The organism is Leisingera methylohalidivorans DSM 14336 (genome assembly GCF_000511355.1).
Classification (GTDB): Bacteria; Pseudomonadota; Alphaproteobacteria; order Rhodobacterales; family Rhodobacteraceae; genus Leisingera; species Leisingera methylohalidivorans.
On the sequence record NC_023146.1, the window covers coordinates 121,469 to 138,264 of the forward strand.

Below are 16,796 nucleotides of genomic sequence, written 5' to 3' on the forward strand. Positions count from 1 at the left end.
TCAACTGGAATCAGACACGAAAGACACAGCCCATGCCCGCTGAAATCCGCAAGACGCTGCTGCATGTCGAGGACACCCTGATCGAGGGCGGCAAGGCAGCGAAGACGCCGCTCAAGATGATCGCTGCGGTGGCCGTCATTAAAAACCCCTGGGCGGGGCAGGGGTTTGTCGAGGACCTGCGCCCGGCGATCCACGACTGCGCGCCGGGTCTGGGCGAGAAGCTGACAGCGATGATCCTGGAGGCCGCAGGCGGCGGCGATAAGGTCGAGGGTTATGGCAAATCCGCCATCGTCGGGGTGAACGGCGAGGTGGAGCACGCCTCGGCCCTGATCCATACGCTGCGCTTCGGCAACCACTTCCGCGAGGCGGTGGGGGCGAAGTCCTACCTTGCCTTCACCAACACCCGCGGACCGGCCAATGCGCCCTTGCAGATCCCGCTGATGGACAAGAACGACGGCGGGCGGCGCAGCCATTACCTGACCATCCAGCTGTCGGTGGCCGATGCGCCGGGGCCGGACGAGATCGTGATCGCGCTTGGCGCCTCGATCGGCGGCCGCCCGCATCACCGCATCGGCGACCGCTATCAGGACCTGAAGGAACTGGGCCATGACGCCGACAACCCTGCCGCTGTCTGAGCCTTACGGCACCGTCACCTGCCAACGGGCGGGCCAAGGGGATGGGCTGCGGGCGCCGGTGGTGCTGATCCACGGGGTCGGCATGCAGTCGGCGGCCTGGGCGCCGCAGATCGCGGCGCTGGCGGATACCCATCAGGTGATCGCGCTGGACATGCCCGGCCACGGCGGCAGCGCGCCACTGCCCGGCGCGCCGGAGCTGCCGGACTATGTGGCCTGGCTGCACGCGGTTCTGCAGGCGATGCAGCTGGGGCCGGTCAGCCTGGCGGGTCATTCCATGGGCGCGCTGATTGCCGGCGGCTATGCGGTCTGCCATCCTGACGGCGCCGCCCGTGTCGCGCTGCTGAACGGGGTGTTCCGGCGCAGTGCCGGGGCACGGCAGGCGGTTGAGGCCCGCGCCGCGGAAATCCGCGCGGGCAGCTTTGATCTGGAAACGCCATTGATCCGCTGGTTCGGCAAAAGTGCGGCGGACCAGGCGGCGCGGGCACAGGTCGCGGAATGGCTGTCGGCTGTGAACCTTGCAGGCTACGCTGCGGCTTACACCGCCTTTGCCCGTGGCGACAGCACCTATGCGGACGGGTTCGGCGGCATCGCTTGCCCGCTGCTGGCGCTGACTGGCGATGGTGATCCCAACTCGACGCCGGATATGGCGCAGATGATGGCCGATGCCGCGCCGCAAGGCCGCGCGGTTGTCATCGAAGGCCACCGGCATATGGTCAACCTGACCGCTCCCGCCGAGGTCAACGCAGCGCTGCGGGACTGGCTGGGCACTGCAAAGGAAAAGGAGCCGTCATGAGCGAGATCGACCCGCGTGCCTTGCGCAACGCCTTTGGCACCTTCATGACCGGTGTCACCGTGGTGACGGCGCAGGATGCGGATGGCCATCCCATCGGCTTTACCGCCAACTCCTTTACTTCGGTGTCGCTGGATCCGCCCTTGGTGCTGGTGTGCCTGGCCAATTCATCCAGCAATTACACCGCGTTCGAGCAGGCAAGGGGCTTTGCCGTCAACGTGCTGGCCGAGGACCAGAAAGACGTCTCCAACAGCTTTGCCCGGCCTGTCGAGGACCGCTTTGCCGCCGTCGAATGGCGCAAGGGGCCAGAGGGCAGCCCGGTGTTCGAGGGTGTCTCCGCCTGGTTCGACTGTTCCATGCATAATCGGGTGGAGGCCGGTGATCACCTGATCCTGATCGGCCGGGTGGAGGCGTTTGAAACCTCCCCTGCGCCGGGGCTGGGATACGCCCGCGGCGCCTATGTGACCGCGGCGGCAGAGGCCGAAGCGCTGAGCCAGGGCGCCAAGCTGATCGTCTCGGCCCTGATTGAACACGAGGGCAAGGTGCTGCTGATGGGCAATGATCAGGGCAAGCTGACCCTGCCGGAAACCTGCGTCGGCAAGGAGGGCGCCTCGGCGGCATTGGCCCGGCTGATTGCGGAAACCGGCGTCGCGGCGGAGCCGGGGTTCATCTATTCGGTATTCGAGGACGAAGCGCGCGAACATCAGCACATCTCGTTTCTATGCCAATCCGCAGGTGGCACGCCGGCCAAAGGGGTATTCACTCCGCTGACCCAATCCACGCTGATGGACATCGCCGATGCGGCGGTCTGCACCATGCTGGAACGGTTCGCCAGTGAAAGCCGGATGGGCAATTTCGGGGTGTATTATGGAAACCAGACCCGCGGCCAGGTCCGCGCGGTGGGGACAGGGGGCAGCAGCTCATGAAGTTTTCGCTTTTTGCGCATATGGAGCGGATTTCGGACGATCAGGATCAACAGCAGCTTTATGACGAGTTCATACAGCTGTGCAAAATCGCCGATGACGGCGGCATGCATGCGGTCTGGACGGGCGAGCATCACGGGATGAACTTCACCATCGCGCCCAATCCGTTCCTGAACCTGATCGACGTGGCGCGGCAGACCAGGAATGTGCGGCTGGGCACCGGCACGGTGATTGCACCGTTCTGGCATCCGATCCGGCTGGCGGGCGAGGCGGCGATGACCGATATCATCACCAATGGCCGCCTGGACCTGGGCATCGCGCGGGGTGCCTATTCCTATGAATACGAACGCATGATGCCGGGCATGGACGCCTGGGAGGCGGGCCAGCGGATGCGCGAGCTGATCCCGGCAGTGCAGCGTCTGTGGCAGGGTGATTATGCGCAGGAAGGGGAGTTTCATTCTTTCCCGAAAACCTCATCCTCGCCCAAGCCGGTGCAGGAAAACGGTCCGCCGATCTGGGTCGCGGCGCGCGACCCGAACAGCCATGAATTCGCGGTGGCCAATGGCTGCAACGTCCAGGTGACGCCGCTGTGGCAGGGCGACGGCGAGATTGAAGATCTGATGGGCAAGTTCAACGCCGCCTGCGAGAAGCACGCAGAGGTGCCGCGGCCGAAGATCATGCTGCTGCAGCACACCTATGTGGCCGAGAGCGCGGCGGATGTGAAACGCGGGGCGGAAGAACTCAACCGGTTTTATTGTTATTTCGGCGCCTGGTTCATGAACAAGCGGGAGGTCAGCCAAGGCCTGATTGATCCGCTGAGCGACGCGGAAATCGCCGCCCATCCGTTCTATTCCCCCGAGGCGATGGAGCGCGATCTGGTGATCGGCGAACCGGCAGCGGTGATCGAGCGGCTGAGAAAATATGAGGCTCTGGGCTATGATGAATATGCGTTCTGGATCGACAGCAGCATGAGCTTTGAGCGCAAGAAAGCCTCGCTTGAGCGGTTCATTACCGAAGTCATGCCTGCCTTCCAGTAAAGGAGCCGAAACATGCAGACCTTTCAGCAGTATATCGGCGGCGCGTTCGAGGATGCCGGCGCCGCCTTCGACAGCCTTGACCCGGCCACCGGCACGCCCTGGGCGCAGATGCCAGCCGCTTCCGCCGCAGATGTGGACCGGGCGGTATGCGCGGCGGAGGCGGCGTTTTTCTCGTCTGAATGGGCGGGGATGAGCGCCACCCAGCGCGGCAAGCTGCTGCTGCGGCTGGCCGATCTGGTGGCGGAAAACGCGCCCCGGCTGGCAGAACTGGAAACCCGCGATACCGGCAAGATCATCCGCGAAACCTCGGCCCAGATTGCCTATGTGGCGGAATACTACCGCTATTACGCCGGCCTGGCGGACAAGATCGAAGGCGCGCATCTGCCGATCGACAAGCCCGATATGGAGGTCTGGCTGCGGCGCGAGCCGGTCGGCGTGGTGGCCGCCATCGTGCCGTGGAATTCGCAGCTGTTCCTGTCGGCGGTGAAGATCGGCCCGGCCTTGGCGGCGGGCTGCACCGTGGTGGTGAAGGCGTCGGAAGAGGCGCCGGCGCCGATGCTGGAATTTGCCCGCATCTTTGACCAGGCAGGGTTCCCGCCAGGCGTGCTGAACGTGATCACCGGCGGGCCGGAGGCCGGGGCTGCATTGACCAGCCACGCATCGGTCGCCCATGTCGCCTTTACCGGCGGGCCGGAGACGGCGCGCCATATCGTGCGCAACTCGGCGGAAAATCTGGCCTCCACCTCGCTCGAGCTGGGCGGCAAGTCGCCCTTTATCGTGTTTGACGACGCCGATCTGGAAAGCGCTGTGAACGCGCAGGTTTCGGGGATCTTTGCGGCGACAGGGCAAAGCTGCGTTGCCGGTTCGCGGCTGGTGATCCAGAAGGGGATCAAGGATGCCTTTCTGGCCCGGCTGAAGGAAAAGGCCGAAGCCGTGGTGATCGGTGCGCCGCAGGATATGGCCACCGAAGTCGGCCCCTTGTGCACCCTGAAGCAGCGCGACCATGCGCTGCGGCTGATCCAGACCTCGCTGCAGGCGGGCGCCAAGCTGGTTACCGGCGGCGCGGCGGTGGAGGGGGAGGGCTTCTATTTCCCGCCCACCATTCTGGACTGCTCGGAGGCGCCGGAGGCTCCCTGCCTCAGCAGCGAATTCTTTGGCCCGGTCCTGTCGGTGGTCAGCTTCGAGACTGAGGCCGAGGCATTGGAAATTGCCAACAACACCGCCTTTGGCCTTGCCTCGGGCGTGTTCACGCAGAACCTTACCCGGGCGCACCGGATGATCCGCGGCATCCGGGCGGGCATCGTCTGGGTCAACACCTACCGCGCGGTCAGCCCGATTGCGCCCTTTGGCGGTCACGGCTTGTCCGGCCACGGGCGTGAGGGCGGGCTGCAGGCGGCGCTGGATTACACCAGGGTCAAGGCCGTGTGGCTGCGCACCAGCGACGATCCGATCCCCGATCCCTTTGTGATGCGCTGACCGGCGCCGCGCAGGTTTTCAAACAAAGCGTGCCCTCAGCCGCTCTGCCGCTCATGCGGCGGGGCGGCTTGTAGTTGCCCGCTGCTGTCTGGCAAAGCACTGCAAGAAATCGGAAATTCCCTGCTTAGCCGCACGCGAAGCAGAGGTAAGCCATAGATTTCTTTTTCCGGGCCCCCGAATGTGGAATTTCTGATGGGGAAGACCGGCAGGGGCAGCCCAGGCCGCAGTGTCAGGAGAGGGTTTCGGGATGGCGATTGAAAAGATAGACACGCTGGTTGTCGGTGCGGGCCAGGCGGGCATTGCCATGAGCGAGCATCTGACCGGCCATGGCGTGCCGCATCTGGTGCTGGAAAAGAACCGCATCGCCGAGGCCTGGCGCACCGGGCGCTGGGATTCGCTGGTGGCAAACGGCCCGGCCTGGCATGACCGCTTTCCCAATCTCGAATTCACCGGCACCGATCCGGAGGCCTTTGCCGGCAAGGAGCGGGTGGCGGAGTACTTTGCCGAATATGCCGAACGGATCAAGGCCCCCGTCCGCACCGGGGTCGAGGTGACCAGCGCCGCCCGGATCGAAGGGCAGGGCGGGTTCCGCGTCGAGACCTCGGACGGGGTGATCGAGGCGCAGCGGATCGTTGCCGCCACCGGCGCCTTTCAGCAACCGGTGATCCCGCCGGTGGTGCCGGAGGGGGCGGATGTGACCCAGCTGCACTCCTTTCATTACCGCAACCCGGACCAGCTGCCGGAGGGCGCGGTGCTGGTGGTCGGGGCCGGATCCTCGGGCGCGCAGATCGCCGATGAGCTGAACCGGGCGGGCCGCAAGGTGTATCTGTCGGTCGGCCCGCATGACCGCCCGCCGCGGATCTACAGGGGCCGCGATTTTGTCTGGTGGCTGGGAGTTCTGGGCCTGTGGGACCAAGCCGCGATGGAGCCGGGCAAGGAGCATGTGACAATCTCGGTCAGCGGCGCCTACGGCGGCCGGACTATGGATTTCCGCCGCTTGGCCGGCGAGGGCGTGACCCTTCTGGGGCTGACGGAATCCTATGAGGCCGGGGTGCTGAATTTTGCCGGCGACCTGCAGGACAACATCGCCAGCGGCGACGCCGATTACCTGAAGTTGCTGGATCTGGCCGACGCCTATGTGGCCCGCACCGGGATTGATCTGCCAGAGGAACCGGACGCGCGCCGGGCGTTCCCGGACCCCGAATGCCTGACCGATCCGGTCCGGGCGCTGGATCTGGCAAAGGAAGGCATCAGCACGATCCTTTGGGCCACCGGTTTCCGCCAGGATTTCAGCTGGATGCAGGTCGATGCCTTTGACGCGCAAGGCCGCCCGCAGCATCAGCGCGGCGTGTCGGCAGAGCCGGGGATCTATTTTCTGGGCCTGCCCTGGCAGACGCGGCGCGGCTCGACCTTTATCTGGGGGGTCTGGCATGATGCCAAGCATGTGGCCGACCAGATTGCAATCCAGCGCCACTATGAGGGCTACCGCCGCCCCGGCGGGCCCCGCGCGGACGCTGTCTGACCCCTGCCGCCGGGCGATGCCCCGGCGGCGCCGATATCCCGCCACGCCAGGAGGACACAATGGCCCATACCCGCATCCGCAAGTTCAATACCTCTGACACCTACCCGGAACAGAACCTCGACAACGACCTGTGCCAGGCAGTGGTGACCAGCGGCGGCAAGACCGTCTACCTGCGCGGCCAGTGCCCGCAGAACCTGGAGGATGCAAAGAACATCGAGAGCCACGATCCGGCCGAGCAGACCCATAAGGTGATGCAGAACATCCAGCAGCTGATCGAAGAAGCGGGCGGCTCGATGGAGCATCTGGTGAAAGTGGTGGTTTATATCACCGACGTGCGCCACCGCGAGGCGGTCTACCGCACCATGGGCGAATACATCAAGGGTGTGCATCCGGTCTCGACCGGGCTGGTGGTGCAGGCGCTGGCGCGGCCCGACTGGCTGGTGGAGATCGACGGCACGGCGGTGATCCCGGATTGAGGGTGCAAACGAGGGGGCTGCCTGCCCCCTCGCGCTCCCCCGGGAGTATTTTTGACCAGAAAGAAGCAGCAGGGAATTCGGCAATGACATTTTCGCTTGTGGCGCGGTGCGCAGAGACTGGCATGTTCGGGGTGGCGATTTCGTCCTCTTCGCCGGCGGTGGCGGCGCGCTGTGCCTTTGCCCGCGCAGGCGTTGGCGCGGTGGCGAGCCAGAATGTGACTGATCCCAGCCTCGGCCCGCTGGCGCTGGATCTGATGGAGCAGGGCATGACTGCCGCCGCGGCGGTGGCCAAGGTGCGCGAGATCGGCCGCTTTATCGACTACCGGCAGGTGCTGGCGGTGGACAGCATCGGCGGCACCGCGATTCATTCGGGGCCGAATTCACTGGGCATCTGGACCCAGGCCGAAGGCAAGGACGCGGCCTCGGGCGGCAACCTCTTGGCCAATGACAGGGTGTGCCAGGCCATCGTTGACGGGTTTCAGGCCGCCGAAGGCCATCTCGGCGACCGGCTGATTGCGGCGATGCGGGCCGGTCTGGCGGCGGGCGGCGAGGCCGGGCCGGTGCATTCGGCCGGCATGAAAATCGTCGACAAGGTGAGCTGGCCGGTGGCCGATCTGCGCTGCGACTGGACCGAGGACTGCCCGATCGAGAACATCGCCGCCGCCTGGGAAATCTACAAGCCGCAGCTGGAAGCCTATGTCCAGCGCGCACTCGACCCGCGCGCGGCGCCGTCCTACGGCGTGCCCGGCGACGAATGAGCGCGGCGGATCAGGGAGGAAAAGAGATGCTGGACTACACCTATGACGGCTGGAAAAGCCGGGCCGCGGCGCTGTCTTTCCGCGGGCAGGCTTTCATTGATGGCAAATTCACGGATGCCGCGTCGGGGAAAACCTTTGCCAGCGTGAACCCGGCGACGGGCGGGGTTCTGGCGCAGGTGGCCGAATGCGGCGGCGAAGATGTGGACCGCGCGGTGGCCGCCGGGCGCCGGGCGTTTGAGGACGGGCGCTGGTCGCGGTTGGCGCCGGGGGACCGCAAGGCGGTGCTGCTGAAACTGGCGGATCTGATCCGCGCCAATCTGGAGGAGATGGCGCTGCTGGATTCGCTCGACATGGGCAAGCTGGTGACAGACGCAGTGACGGTGGATGCGCCCGGATCGGCGCATTTCTTCCAGTGGCATGCCGAGGCCATCGACAAGATCTATGACGAGGTGGCGCCGACCGGGCCGGGCGATCTGGCGCTGGTCAGCCGGGTGCCGTTGGGGGTGGTGGGCGCGGTGACGCCCTGGAACTTCCCGCTGGACATGGCGACCTGGAAGGCCGCGGCGGCGCTGGCCGCGGGCAACTCCGTGGTGCTGAAACCGGCGGAGCAGTCGCCCTTGTCGGCGCTGCGGCTGGCGGAGCTGGCGGCGGAAGCCGGCGTGCCGGACGGCGTTTTCAACGTGGTGCCGGGCTTTGGCGCCACTGCGGGCAAGGCGCTGGGGCTGCATATGGATGTGGATTGCCTCGCCTTCACCGGATCGACTGCCATCGGCAAGATGTTCATGCAGTATTCCGGCCAGTCGAACCTGAAACAGGTCTGGCCCGAGACCGGCGGCAAGAGCCCCAATCTGGTGTTTGCCGATTGCGGGGATCTGGAGGCGGCGGCGGATATGGCGGCCTTCGGGATCTTCTTCAACCAGGGCGAAGTCTGCTCTGCCAACTCGCGGCTTTATGTGGAACGTTCGATTCAGCAGGAATTTGTCGACAAGCTGATCGCCCGCGCCGAAGCCACCCAGCCGGGCGATCCGCTGGACCCGGCATCGAAAATGGGGGCCATCGTCGATGAGAAACAGACCGAGGGCATCCTGCGTTTTGTCGAGGCAGGCAAGGCATCAGCCAATCTGGTGGCGGGCGGCGAACGGATCACCGTGGATGGCAAGGGATGTTTCGTGCAGCCGACGATCTTTGATGACGTCAGCCACGTCGACCCGCTGGCGCGGGATGAGATCTTTGGCCCGGTGCTGTCGGTTATTCCCTTTGACCGCGAGGAAGAGGCCGTCGCCATGGCCAATGACTCGATCTATGGGCTGGCGGCCTCGGTCTGGACCGATAACCTCAGCCGCGCCTGCCGGGTGGCGGACCGCCTGCAGGTTGGCACGGTGTCGGTCAACACGGTCGATGCGCTGTCGGCGCAGACGCCGTTCGGCGGCATGAAACAGTCCGGTTTCGGGCGGGACCTGTCCTTGCACTCGCTGGAGAAGTACACTGCGCTGAAAACCACCTGGATCAAGTACAAGACCTGATCCGCCAAGCCCCGGGAGAGCCTGTCCTTGCCAGTCCGATACACGCTGCGCCAGTTGGAGTATTTCGTTGCGGTAGGGGAGGCGGGCTCAATCGCGCTGGCCTCGGAGAAAGTGAACGTGTCGTCGCCGTCGATCTCGGCGGCGATTGCGCAGCTTGAACAGGAATTCGGGCTGCCGCTGTTTGTGCGCCAGCACGCGCAAGGCCTGGCGCTGACCCAGGCGGGGCGGTTGATGCTGGAGCAGGCCCGCAGCGTCCTGCGCGAGGCGGACCGGCTGATGGATATTGCCGGCGATATCTCCGGCCAAGTGCGGGGGCCGCTGGCGATTGGCTGCCTGCTGACCTTTGCCCAGGTGGTGCTGCCCTCGGTGCGGCGGGGATTCGAGGACCGCTACAAGGACGTGCATGTGCGCCAGATCGAGCTGGATCAGGCGGCAATTTTCAGCGGCATCCGGCGGGCGGAGCTGGACATTGCGCTGACCTACAATCTGGATATCCCGGCGGATCTGCGGTTTGTCACCCTGGCGGAGCTGCCGCCTTATGCGCTGGTGAGCGAAGACCATCCGCTGGCGGACCTGCCGGAGGTCACGGTGAAGGAGCTGCGCGAGCATCCGATGGTGCTGCTGGATCTGCCGTTCAGCGCCGAGTACTTCCTGTCGTTCTTTCATGAGGCCGGGATCAAGCCCAACGTGGCCGAACGCACCCGCGACATCGCGGTGATGCGCAGCCTGGTGGCCAATGGATACGGCTATTCGATTGCCAATATCCGTCCGATCAATGACCAGTCCCCCGACGGCAAGACGCTGAAGTTCATCCCGCTGAAGGGTGATTTGCGCCCGATGCGGATGGGGCTGCTGATGGCGCCGGATTCGGAAAACTCAATCACCATCCGCTCCTTTGTCGAGCATTGCGCAGAGCTGGTGAAGGAAGGTGCCTTGCCCGGTTTGAACGCCGGACCGCAGGGTTAGGCCAGCGGCTTAGCGGCAGGCTAATCAATGCTTCCGCAAGCTGACCTTTCGCACCTGCGCCAGTCCTGTACCCTTCTGGCACTCTCGCACGAAGGAGATGGAAATTGCGCGATCCCCGCTATGACATTCTGTTCGAGCCGATGAAGATCGGCCCGCTTACCGCCAAGAACCGGTTTTACCAGGTGCCGCATTGCAACGGCGGCGGTTACCGCGATCCCTCGGCGGCGGCAGCGATGCGCGGCATCAAGGCCGAAGGCGGCTGGGGGGTGATTTTCACCGAACAATGCGAGATGCACCACACCAGCGAGATCACCCCCTTTATCGAACTGCGCCTGTGGGAGGACAAGGATATCCCGCAGCTCAGGAAGATGTCGGAGCGGATGAAGACGCACGGCGCGCTGGCCGGCATTCAGCTGGCCTATTCCGGGATCAACGGCCCGAACCTCTATTCCAAGGAGGTGCCGCTGGCGCCCTCGGCGCTGCCGATCCGCACCTTCACCAATGACCCGGTGCAGGCCCGCGCGCTGGACAAGCAGGACATCAGGGATCTGCGCCGCTGGTTCGTGAATGCGGCGAAGCGTTCGAAAGAGGCAGGCTTTGACCTGATCTGCCTATACGGCGCGCATGGGTTCGGCATCTTCCAGCACTTCCTGAGCCGTGCCACCAACCAGCGCTCGGATGAATATGGCGGCAGTCTGGAGAACCGGGCCCGGTTCAGCCAGGAGGTGGTCGCGGACATGCGCGACGCGGTCGGCGACAGCATGGCGATCACCCTGCGGGTATCGCTGGACGAGACCATCGGCGAGCTGGGCTTTTCCAACGCCGAGGTGCGCGACTATATCGAGATGAACAAGGACCTGCCGGATCTTTGGGATCTGGCGCAGGGCACCTGGGAGGATTGCTCCGGCCCCAGCCGGTTCAAGGAGGAAGCCGCGCAGGAACAGCTGGTGCGCGGCATTCATGAACTGACGGAGAAGCCCATCGTCGGCGTTGGCCGCTTCACCAGCCCGGACGTGATGGCCAAGATGGTGAAATCCGGCACGCTGGATTTCATCGGCTGCGCGCGGCCTTCGATTGCCGATCCGTTCCTGCCGAAAAAGATCGAGGAAGGCCGGATCGAGGATATCCGAGAATGCATCGGCTGCAACATCTGCATCACCGGCGACATGACAATGTCGATCAGCCGCTGCACCCAGAACCCGACCTTTATGGAGGAATGGCGCAAGGGCTGGCATCCGGAAAAGATGAACACCAAGGGCGACAGCTCCAACGTGCTGGTGGTCGGCTCCGGCCCGGCTGGGCTGGAGGCCGCATGGGCGCTCTGCCGCCGCGGCTATGACGTGGCCGTGGCCGAAGCCAAGGATGTGATCGGCGGCCGGGTGACGCGCGAGCGCCAGCTGCCGGGACTGAATGCCTGGGGCCGGGTGGTGGATTACCGCGACTACCAGCTGAGCCAGCGCCCGAATGTGGAGATCTACCGCGAAAGCCCGCTGGATGCGGACAGCATTCTGGAATTCGGCTTTGAAAACGTTTGCATCGCAACCGGTGCAAAATGGCGTGCCGACGGGGTGGCGCGCCAGCATGTGGTGCCGATGCCGATTGCCGCAGGCGCAAGGGTCTATACCCCCGATGACCTGATGGACGGCACCATCCCCGAAGGCCGCATTGTGGTCTATGATGATGACCATTATTACATGGGCGGGGTTCTGGCCGAGCTGCTGGCGTCAAAAGGCGCGCAGGTGACGCTGGTTACACCCTCGGCCTATGTCAGCGACTGGACCAACAACACGCTGGAGCAGGTGGCGATCCATCCGAGGCTGGTCGACGCCGGAGTGGAAATCGTTCTTAATCAGGGCATTAGTGAAATTCACGCCGGTCATGTGGTCTCCAACTGCACCTATACGGACCGCACTTGGAATATCGAGGCGGACGCGGTTGTCATGGTCGCTTCGCGCATTGGTAACGATGGGCTTTACGCAAATCTCCTCTCCCGCGAGGCAGAATGGTTGGATGCGGGCATCAAATCGGTCAAACTGATCGGCGATGCGAACGCGCCGGGGCCGATTGCGTGGGCTACTTACGCAGGCCACCGCTATGCGCGGGAGCTGGATGGGCCGGATATCGGTGATGCGCTGCCGTTCCGCCGCGAGATCACCGAGCTGGCCGCAGAGTGAGGAGAAAAGTGATGAGTGATGCAATTTACAAGACGGTTGATGTGGTGGGCAGCTCCGCCAGCAGCATCGAGGATGCGGTGAGCGGCGCGATTGCCAAGGCGTCCAAGACCATCGACCACATCAGCTGGTTCGAAGTCGGCGAGATCCGCGGCCATGTCGAGAACGCCAAGGTGGCGCACTACCAGGTCGGGCTCAAAATCGGGTTCCGGCTTGACTGACACGCCACGGACGCTGGAGATCCTGGAGCGGCTGATCGCGTTTGACACGGTCAGCCGCAACTCCAATCTGGAGCTGGCCGCCTATGCCGGGGCCTTTCTGGCGGAGCGCGGCTTTGCGGTGACGCGGCTGCCGTCGCCGGATGGCACCAAAACGGGGCTCTATGCCGAAAAAGGCCCGGCAGGGCAGGGGGTTCTGCTATCGGCGCATACCGATGTGGTGCCGGTGGACGGCCAGGTCTGGACCCGCGATCCTTTCCGCCTGACCCGCGGGGAAGACCGCGTTTACGGCCGCGGCACCACTGACATGAAGGGCTATGCGGCCAGTGTGCTGGCGCTGGCGGACCGGGCGGCAGCAGCAAATTTGAACGAGCCGCTGAAAATTGTGCTTTCTTATGACGAGGAAGTCGGCTGCGCCGGGATTCAGCAGATGCTGGAGCGGCTGGCACCGCTGATCGGCAGCCCGCGCGCCTGTATCGTGGGAGAGCCGACGGAAATGCAGGTGGCCATCGGCCACAAGGGCAAGGCTGCCCTGCGTGCGGTCTGCCATGGCCAGAGCGGCCATTCCGCCCTGGCGCCGGATTTTACCAACGCCTTGCACCTGGCGGCGGACTTTCTGGCCGAACTGCGCGCGCTGCAGACGGATTTCGCCGCCAACGGCCCGCGGGACGCAGCCTATGACGTGCCCTATTCCACTGTACACGCGGGGAAAATGTCCGGCGGCACCGCGCTCAATATCGTGCCGGACCGGGCTGAGCTGACCTTTGAGTACCGCCATCTGGCCGCTGACCGGGGCGCGGACATTCTGGCCCGTATCCGGGATGCGGCAGACCGGGTTTCCGGCCGCTATCCGGCACAGGACGCCCGCATCGAGGTGGAGCAATACAACGCCTATCCCGGCCTGGATGTGCCAGCGGACAGTGCGGTCGTCGGCTATGCCCGGACGCTTACCCGCAGCAACCGCACCACAAAAGTCGCCTTTGGCACCGAGGCCGGGTTTTTCCATCAGCTGGGCGTGCCGACCGTTGTCTGCGGTCCCGGCTCGATGGCGGGGCAGGGGCACAAGCCCGACGAATATCTGGAGCTGCGCCAGCTGACAGCCTGCGACGCGATGATGGACCGCATCCTCGGCGGTCTGACCCAGTAAGGGCAGGGGCGGCGCAGGATGCTCTGGCTTTGTTCTGATGGTGGATAGGCCTTGAGTTTCAGCGGAGTTGTCAGCTGACAATTTTCCTGTTTCCCTTGGCGCCGTGCGGATGCGGTCCTCCGGGGCATCCCGGTTTCCCTGTGGTGCGCTGCGGTTCCCCCGCCTGGGAAGCTTCATCCTTTCGGTTCTAAGTTATTGATTCTGAATGAGTTTGAAAGATTAGGCGCAGACTAACATTTGCTGAGGAAGTCAATTCTTAGTCCCGCCCCCGCCGCTGCCTATGCTGGATCAAACGACACGCGGCAGAGGGGGAGGCGCAAGTGCCCGGCAACACGACAAACGCAATTGATGTGCGCAATGCGGTCAAGCGCTATGGTGATTTCACCGCCCTCAAGCGGATCTCGCTGACCATCGAGGACAATGAGTTCTTCACCCTGCTGGGGCCGTCGGGCTGCGGCAAGACCACGCTGCTGCGGATGATCGCCGGGTTCGAGGATGTGACCGAAGGCGAGATCCTGCTGTTTGGCGAGGAGATCGCCAAACTCCCCCCGCACCAGCGGCCTGTGAACACGGTGTTCCAGAATTATGCGCTGTTTCCGCATATGACGGTTCTGGACAACGTCGCCTTTGGCCTGGAGATGCGCGGCAAGTCCAAGGCTGAGGCCCGTACCCGCGCAGGCGAAATGCTGGAGCTGGTGCAGCTGTCGCAGTTCGCTGCCCGCAAACCGTCCCAGCTCTCAGGCGGTCAGCAGCAGCGTGTGGCGCTGGCGCGTGCGCTGGCGCCGCAGCCCAAAGTCCTGCTTCTGGATGAGCCGCTGTCGGCGCTGGACCTGAAACTGCGCAAGCAGATGCAGCTGGAGCTGAAGCACCTGCAGCGGGAAACCGGGATCACCTTTATCTTTGTGACCCATGATCAGGAAGAGGCGCTGACCATGTCCGACCGCATCGCGGTGATGTCGGCGGGCGAGTTGCAGCAGCTGGGCACCCCGACCGAGATCTATGAGCAGCCGCGCAATATGTTTGTGGCGGATTTCATCGGTGAAACCAACCTCTTGGAGGTCTCCGTCGATCAGGTGATGAACGGCCGCGCGACCTGCCATCTGGGCGGCGGCCAGGCGCTGTCCTGCAATTCGGTCGAGGGCATAGGGACCGGTGCCAAAGTGCATATGTCGGTGCGGCCCGAGCGGCTGTTCATGTCCGACGCCCCGGTGGAGGCCGAAAGCCTGAGGGGCCGGGTCGCCGAGAACATCTTTGTCGGCACCGATATCAGCACGCTGGTCGATCTGGCCGAGGGGCCGCAATTCATCGTGCGGACCTCCAATTCCGACCGCGGAAACAAGCGGATCTTTGAGCCGGGCAGCGAGATTTTCGTCAACATGGAGCTGGGGGCCGGGCGCCTCCTGATGGACTGATGGCAGCAGGCGCAGCAAGCGGCGGCTCGGCCCGCGCAGACACCTACAAGGACGCCCGCGGCTGGCTGCTGCTGCCGTCCTGGGCGGTGCTTGGCATTTTTGTGCTGGGCCCCGTCTGCATGATGCTGGTCTATTCCTTCCTGACCAAGGAATTCCGCGGCGGGGTGATCTGGGAGTTCAGCCTGGCGGCCTATGACCAGTTCTTTTTTGACCGCGGGCTGTTCGGGGATGAACCGCCCGCGATCGAATGGACCTATATCACCATCTTCTGGCGCTCGATCTGGCAGGCGGGGGCGGCAACGCTGCTGAGCCTGCTGATCGGTTTCCCGACCGCCTATTTCATTGCCACCCGGCCGGAAAATGCGCGGCCGATGTGGGTGTTCCTGATCACCATTCCCTATTGGGTGAACCTGCTGATCCGCACCGTTTCGATGAAATTCCTGCTGCGGGACCAAGGCCCGCTGAATGACTTCCTGATCGGCACCGGGCTGATTGATTCACCGATCCACATCGTCAACACCAACTTTGCAGTGCAGCTGGGGCTGTTCTACTCCTATCTGCCGTTCATGGTGCTGCCGGTCTATGCGGCGGTGGAGCGCTACAACTTCTCGCTGTCCGAGGCGGCGGCGGATCTTTACGCCAGCAAATGGACCACCCTGCGCCGGATCGTTCTGCCGGCGGTGAAACCGGGCGTGGTGGCGGGCTGCATCCTGGTGTTCGTGCCCTCGATGGGGTCGTTCCTGGCACCGGATCTTCTGGGCGGTGCCAAAAACTTCATGATCGGCTCGCTGATCGAGGAACAGTTCAAGGGCAACGCCGGCAACTGGCCGTTCGGCGCCGCTGCATCAATGGTGCTGCTGACCATGGTGCTGATCATCCTGATGTTCTCGGCCCGCCAGCAGGCCAAAGCAGACAAGGCAGGGGGCTGAGCCATGGCGCATGTGAACAACGATATAAAGACCTACACAGGCTTCCGCGCGATCACTCTCTTGTGCCTGGTGGTGCTTTATGCCCCTTTGGTGATCGTCACCATCTACAGCTTCAATGCTTCCCAATCGATCACCAACTGGGAGGGCATCTCGCTGCGCTGGTACGCCGATGTGTTCACCGGACCGGAAAGCGGCAAGTTCAAGACTGCCGCGTTCAACAGCTTCACCATCGCCATCATCGCGGCGACGGCCAGCACGGCAATTGCCACGCTGGCGGCCACGGCAATGGTGCGCGGCGGCACTTTCAAACTGCGCACGGTGTCTTTCGGCCTGATCAGCCTGCCGCTGATGGTGCCGGAGATCGTGACCGCGGTGGCAACGCTGATCTTCTTCAACGCCATCGGCTTCACCCGCGGCTACATGACCATTCTGGTGGCGCATATCGCCTTTTGCATCCCCTTCGCCTACCTGCCGATCTCGGCCCGGATGCAGGGGATCGAGGACAGTTTCGAGCAGGCGGCAATGGATCTTTACGCCACCCGGCGGCAGGCCTTCACCAGAATTCTGATGCCGCTGATGGCGCCGGGCATCATTTCGGGGTTCCTGCTCGCCTTCATCGTGTCCCTGGATGATTTCATCATCACCAATTTCGTCAAAGGCGCGGGGGTTGAGACCCTGCCGACGGCCATTTTCGGCTCGGTCAAACAGGGCATCAAGCCCAACATCATGGCGATCTCGACCATGCTGCTGAGCGTCTCGGTGGTGATGGTCACCATCAGCTACTTCGTCAGCAAATCCGACAACACAAAATAA

General features: G+C 64.0%; 16 protein-coding genes. All 16 read left to right on the plus strand.

Features of this window, described 5'->3' with window-relative positions:
• Positions 1 to 32: 32 nt before the first annotated feature.
• Complete coding sequence (locus tag METH_RS20770; protein ID WP_024092750.1) at positions 33 to 635, plus strand: amino acid synthesis family protein; 603 nt, start codon at positions 33 to 35, stop codon at positions 633 to 635.
• Positions 607 to 1,428 (plus strand): alpha/beta fold hydrolase, encoded by an 822-nt coding sequence (locus METH_RS20775; RefSeq protein ID WP_024092751.1) that lies wholly within the window; start codon positions 607 to 609, stop codon positions 1,426 to 1,428. Before METH_RS20770 ends, METH_RS20775 begins: the two co-directional genes overlap by 29 nt.
• On the plus strand, positions 1,425 to 2,351 hold the full coding sequence (locus METH_RS20780; protein WP_024092752.1) for a flavin reductase: 927 nt from the start codon (positions 1,425 to 1,427) through the stop codon (positions 2,349 to 2,351). The genes METH_RS20775 and METH_RS20780 overlap by 4 nt, the downstream gene beginning before the upstream one ends.
• Entirely contained in the window at positions 2,348 to 3,385 is a 1,038-nt protein-coding gene (locus tag METH_RS20785; protein WP_024092753.1) for an LLM class flavin-dependent oxidoreductase, read from the plus strand. Before METH_RS20780 ends, METH_RS20785 begins: the two co-directional genes overlap by 4 nt.
• A gap of 12 nt (positions 3,386 to 3,397) precedes the next feature.
• Positions 3,398 to 4,861, plus strand: a complete 1,464-nt coding sequence (locus tag METH_RS20790; protein WP_024092754.1) for an aldehyde dehydrogenase — start codon at positions 3,398 to 3,400, stop codon at positions 4,859 to 4,861.
• A gap of 247 nt (positions 4,862 to 5,108) precedes the next feature.
• Positions 5,109 to 6,383: a flavin-containing monooxygenase gene (locus METH_RS20795; protein WP_024092755.1), complete on the plus strand. Its 1,275-nt coding sequence runs from the start codon at positions 5,109 to 5,111 to the stop codon at positions 6,381 to 6,383.
• 59 nt (positions 6,384 to 6,442) lie between these two features.
• Complete coding sequence (locus METH_RS20800; RefSeq protein ID WP_024092756.1) at positions 6,443 to 6,859, plus strand: RidA family protein; 417 nt, start codon at positions 6,443 to 6,445, stop codon at positions 6,857 to 6,859.
• An 83-nt stretch (positions 6,860 to 6,942) separates the two neighbouring features.
• Positions 6,943 to 7,617, plus strand: coding sequence for a DUF1028 domain-containing protein (locus METH_RS20805; RefSeq protein ID WP_024092757.1), 675 nt, complete (start codon positions 6,943 to 6,945; stop codon positions 7,615 to 7,617).
• A gap of 26 nt (positions 7,618 to 7,643) precedes the next feature.
• On the plus strand, positions 7,644 to 9,140 hold the full coding sequence (locus METH_RS20810) for an aldehyde dehydrogenase (protein WP_024092758.1): 1,497 nt from the start codon (positions 7,644 to 7,646) through the stop codon (positions 9,138 to 9,140).
• Positions 9,141 to 9,167: 27 nt separating this feature from the next.
• Positions 9,168 to 10,106, plus strand: a complete 939-nt coding sequence (locus METH_RS20815) for a LysR substrate-binding domain-containing protein (protein WP_044008795.1) — start codon at positions 9,168 to 9,170, stop codon at positions 10,104 to 10,106.
• A 104-nt stretch (positions 10,107 to 10,210) separates the two neighbouring features.
• On the plus strand, positions 10,211 to 12,280 hold the full coding sequence (locus METH_RS20820) for an oxidoreductase (RefSeq protein ID WP_024092760.1): 2,070 nt from the start codon (positions 10,211 to 10,213) through the stop codon (positions 12,278 to 12,280).
• Between the two features lie 11 nt (positions 12,281 to 12,291).
• The gene (locus METH_RS20825) at positions 12,292 to 12,498 is read left to right on the plus strand and encodes a dodecin (RefSeq protein ID WP_024092761.1); all 207 of its coding nucleotides are present in this window, start codon (positions 12,292 to 12,294) and stop codon (positions 12,496 to 12,498) included.
• On the plus strand, positions 12,491 to 13,642 hold the full coding sequence (gene argE / locus METH_RS20830; protein WP_024092762.1) for an acetylornithine deacetylase: 1,152 nt from the start codon (positions 12,491 to 12,493) through the stop codon (positions 13,640 to 13,642). Before METH_RS20825 ends, argE begins: the two co-directional genes overlap by 8 nt.
• A gap of 320 nt (positions 13,643 to 13,962) precedes the next feature.
• Positions 13,963 to 15,054 (plus strand): ABC transporter ATP-binding protein, encoded by a 1,092-nt coding sequence (locus METH_RS20835; protein ID WP_024092763.1) that lies wholly within the window; start codon positions 13,963 to 13,965, stop codon positions 15,052 to 15,054.
• Positions 15,054 to 15,983 (plus strand): ABC transporter permease, encoded by a 930-nt coding sequence (locus tag METH_RS20840; protein ID WP_024092764.1) that lies wholly within the window; start codon positions 15,054 to 15,056, stop codon positions 15,981 to 15,983. Before METH_RS20835 ends, METH_RS20840 begins: the two co-directional genes overlap by 1 nt.
• A gap of 3 nt (positions 15,984 to 15,986) precedes the next feature.
• A complete protein-coding gene (locus METH_RS20845; RefSeq protein ID WP_024092765.1) occupies positions 15,987 to 16,796 on the plus strand; it encodes an ABC transporter permease in 810 nt (269 codons plus the stop codon).